We start from the raw sequence: 3,642 nt of genomic DNA on the forward strand, positions 1-3,642 counted from the left end.
ATCCGGAAACTCTTTGGAGAGTTTCTCCTTGGCATACTTCTGCAGCTCTTCAGAAATATCCATCGCATTCCCTTCCGCTCCTTTGGAAAGCACAAGCGTGATATTGGTACGTCCGTTGAAAGTGGAAAGCGTTGTATCCTGGGGGTATGAGATCTCGACATTGGCAACGTCGCCCAGTCTGACCTGTTTATCTCCTATCTTGACGAGCGAAGCTTCCCACTCCTCTTTGGTCTCTTTCCCGTTCACCGTAGAGACGAATATATAATTCCCCCCTTCTTCTATGTCCCCGATAGGATAGATATAGGAGAGTTTGGAAACCGCCGAGACAATGGCGGCAGGGTCCAGGCCGTAAGCCCTGACAGCCTCTTCATTGATCTGGACAGAGACTTCCTGGTCCGAATCACCGTAGATCTGTATCTCGCTTACATAGGGGTTTCTCAGCAGCCTGGTCTTCACCTCTTTGGCCACTTCGATCAATGCACCTTTGTCCATACGTTCGGAGGAGAGGGAAAGCCTGATCAGCGGTCTGTTGTGTATCAGCAGCTCAGCAGTCGGTTCGATCATATCTGCGGGGAGGTATTGTCTGCTTCGGGCTATGGCATCTTTGGCTTTATTGAGCGCATCTATCTTGTCTGCACCGTTGTCAAGCTCCAGAACGATAGAAAAAGAACCGGATTTGATCACCGTTTCTATCTTTTCTATCCCCTGTATGTTTCCCAGTTCGTCTTCGATGTCACGAACGGCCATCTTGTCAAGATTATCCGCAGAGGCACCCGCATAACTTCCATTGATGGCTATCTTGTCCAGAGCGATCTCAGGGAAAAGCTCTTTGGGGATCGTAGAGTAGGCATTGATCCCGAGAAAAAGAATGAAGACAAGCAGTACATAATTAAGACTTTTATTCTTTATAAAGTAGTGGATGATCTTCATCATGATGGGTCCTTGTCAAAAGTCTTGGTATGCATGCTGTGTAAAATTATAGCCTTGTTTTATGAGAGTTTCTTCAAATATTCCGAAAGGATAAAGATCATCGTCCCGTTCACACGGCCCTGAATGTGTGTCGGATCGCCCGGCACCATACGAATGTTCTTCACGGTCGTCCCCTGCTTGGCTGTAAACCCCGCACCCTTGACCACCAGATCTTTGATGATGCTCACAGAATCACCCTCTTCCAGGATCGTACCGTTTGCATCACGTGTAGGCTCCTGTGTCTCATTTTTCAACCCCTCTTCTGCCCATGCTCTGACATCGTCTTCCAGATAGAGCATATCGAGCTGGTCCTGTGCACCCAGCTGTGTCAAGAGCCTGAATGCCATCACCTGGACCGCAGGTTCTGTGCTCCACATACTGTCATGGAGACAGTTCCAGTGTTTTTCGTCGCTCATAGGGTCTTCTATGGATGCCGCGCACGTACTGCAGATCACGATCGCCTCGTCTCTGGGTGCTACCGTGTAGGCACTGAGCCCCTCTTCGGAACCACACAGTTCACACTTGCCGCCGCTTCTCTCCATCAATGCTTTATCTATACCCATTTTGTTCCTTTTACGATTTGATTGATGATATTTTATCGAAAACTTTATCTATTCAACGTGTAGGTCACGGTGGAAACCTTCACAAGTATCTCTTCGGGCGTGCCGTCAGCGATGATCTTTCCATGGTCCAGTACCAGAATACGGTCGGAAAGATGGTAGGAGACATCGGTATCATGGCTTACCATGATCGTGGTAGTACCGAAGGTCTTATGCAGCTTGCGTATCTCCTCCTGGAGCTTTGTACGCATCGCAGGGTCCAGGGCGGAAAGCGGTTCGTCCATCAGCAGAAGCTTGGGCCGCTTCATCATCGCACGGCAGAGACTGACCCTTTGCTTCTGCCCGCCGCTGAGACCTTTGACATTGCGCGGTGCCAGCCTGCTGAGCTCTGTCATTGCAAGCAGTTCGGATGCCAGTGTTCTGTCATCATTGACGAACAAAAGATTCTCTTCTACGCTCATGTTCTCAAACAGGGCGTAGTCCTGAAACACAAACCCTATCTCTCTTTGCTGCGGAGGAAGCATCTTCTGCTGCTTCAACCAGGTCAGGCCTTCCACCGTGATCGTGCCTTCTGCCTTCTCCAGCCCCGCCAGGACCCTCAGCAGCGTGGTTTTTCCCGAACCGCTTTCACCCATCAGAGCGATGAATTGACCTTCGGGTATCTCCAAATGCACATCCAGGTCCATGTCACCCCTGCTGCCGTGCAGTTTTTTATCTATGTCTATCTGTATCATCAGAGTATCCCTACTTTGCGCTGTGACTGGTTAAAGACATAGACGGCCAGAAGTACTGCAAAGCTCATCAATACCATCAGCGCACTGTAGATGTGTGCCTTGCCGTACTCCATCACCTCGACCATTTCGTAGATCGCCACTGAAGCCACTTTCGTCTCACCGGGAATGCTCCCCCCTACCATCAGTACCACACCGAATTCGCCGACCGTATGAGCAAATGTGATGATCAGTGCGGTGATCAGCGAAGGCTTGATGTTCGGCAGTGCCACCCTGAGAACCGTCTGAAGTCTGCTTTTTCCTGCCAGGTAGGATGCTTCGAGCATATGCTTGTTCAACGATTCAAATCCGCTTTGCAATGGCTGTACCATGAATGGCAGCGAGTAAAAACAGCTTGCCACGACCAGTCCTGTAAAAGAGAAGACCAGTTTCACCCCGAAAAGCGTTTCAAAAAATCCGCCAATGGCAGAGTTGGGAGAAAGCACCACCAGGATATAAAACCCCAATACGGAAGGAGGAAGTACGATGGGAAGTGCCGTGACCGCTTCCAGATAGGGTTTTATTCTACCGTGGGTCTGGGAGAGATACCAGGCCAAAGGCAGCGAAAGGATAAAGAGGATCAGTGTGGTGATCCCGGCCAGTTGGAACGACAGCAAAAAAGGGGCAAAATCCAAAGACGGCAGGTTCAATATCTCTTTCATCTACTCTACCCTGTATCCGTACTTTTTCAGTATCTCTTTGGCTTTTGGACTTAGCATAAAATCATAGAAGGCTTTGATCTCCGGATCATCCTTGCCTTTTTCAAGTATGACCATCCCCTGGTCGATAGGCGCATAGAGACTCTCATCGACATCACACCAGTGGATATCTTGCTTATACTGTGACATCTGCGGGCTGAAGAGCGATGACTTTGCTACCATCCCTATATCTGCCGCAGTGGTTGCATAGGCCACTGTTTGGGAAATGGACTCGCCGTACACAAACTTCTCTTTGACCGCATCATACACCTTGGCAGCTTTCAGAGCCTCAACCGCAGCGATGCCATAGGGTGCTGTTTGGGGATTTGCTATGGCGATCTTTTTGATCTCTTCGGAGCGCAGCAGTTTCATACCTGCTGTATAATCCCGCTCTTTTACCGATAAAAAAGCCAATGCCCCCTGTGCGTAGACCACCGGTTCGCTGACTGCCATTTTCTCACGGTAGAGTGCTTCAGGGTACTTCATATCGGCTGACATGAACAGACCATAGGGTGCCCCGTGTCTTATCTGTGCGGTGAGTTTTCCCGAACTTCCGAGGATCACCTGCACGTCTGTCTCCGGATGGATGGCCTTGAACTCTTTTTTTAATGCCTCTATCGCATAACTTACATTGGCTGCTACCGC

At 49.6% G+C, this 3,642-nt stretch carries 5 protein-coding genes; all 5 read right to left on the reverse strand.

Annotated features, from left to right (window positions below; translation table 11 throughout):
* The coding region (locus tag VIM88_RS04830; RefSeq protein WP_331861752.1) for an efflux RND transporter permease subunit at positions 1 to 933 on the reverse strand (933 nt) is incomplete at its 3' end.
* Between the two features lie 56 nt (positions 934 to 989).
* The gene (locus VIM88_RS04835; protein ID WP_331861753.1) at positions 990 to 1,532 is read right to left on the reverse strand and encodes a PhnA domain-containing protein; all 543 of its coding nucleotides are present in this window, start codon (positions 1,530 to 1,532) and stop codon (positions 990 to 992) included.
* A gap of 44 nt (positions 1,533 to 1,576) precedes the next feature.
* Positions 1,577 to 2,263, reverse strand: a complete 687-nt coding sequence (locus VIM88_RS04840; RefSeq protein ID WP_331861754.1) for an ABC transporter ATP-binding protein — start codon at positions 2,261 to 2,263, stop codon at positions 1,577 to 1,579.
* On the reverse strand, positions 2,263 to 2,961 hold the full coding sequence (modB, locus tag VIM88_RS04845; RefSeq protein ID WP_331861755.1) for a molybdate ABC transporter permease subunit: 699 nt from the start codon (positions 2,959 to 2,961) through the stop codon (positions 2,263 to 2,265). The genes VIM88_RS04840 and modB overlap by 1 nt, the downstream gene beginning before the upstream one ends.
* Positions 2,962 to 3,642, reverse strand: a 681-nt coding sequence (modA, locus tag VIM88_RS04850; RefSeq protein WP_331861756.1) for a molybdate ABC transporter substrate-binding protein, incomplete at its 5' end; no start/stop codon positions are given.

Source organism: Sulfurovum sp., assembly GCF_036568385.1.
Classification (GTDB): Bacteria; Campylobacterota; Campylobacteria; order Campylobacterales; family Sulfurovaceae; genus Sulfurovum.

Coding starts and splice junctions, on each gene's coding strand:
- modB (WP_331861755.1), bottom strand. CDS start 2,961: ATGAAAGAGATATTGAACCTGCCGTCTTTGGATTTTGCCCCTTTTTTG.
- VIM88_RS04840 (WP_331861754.1), bottom strand. CDS start 2,263: ATGATACAGATAGACATAGATAAAAAACTGCACGGCAGCAGGGGTGAC.
- VIM88_RS04835 (WP_331861753.1), bottom strand. CDS start 1,532: ATGGGTATAGATAAAGCATTGATGGAGAGAAGCGGCGGCAAGTGTGAA.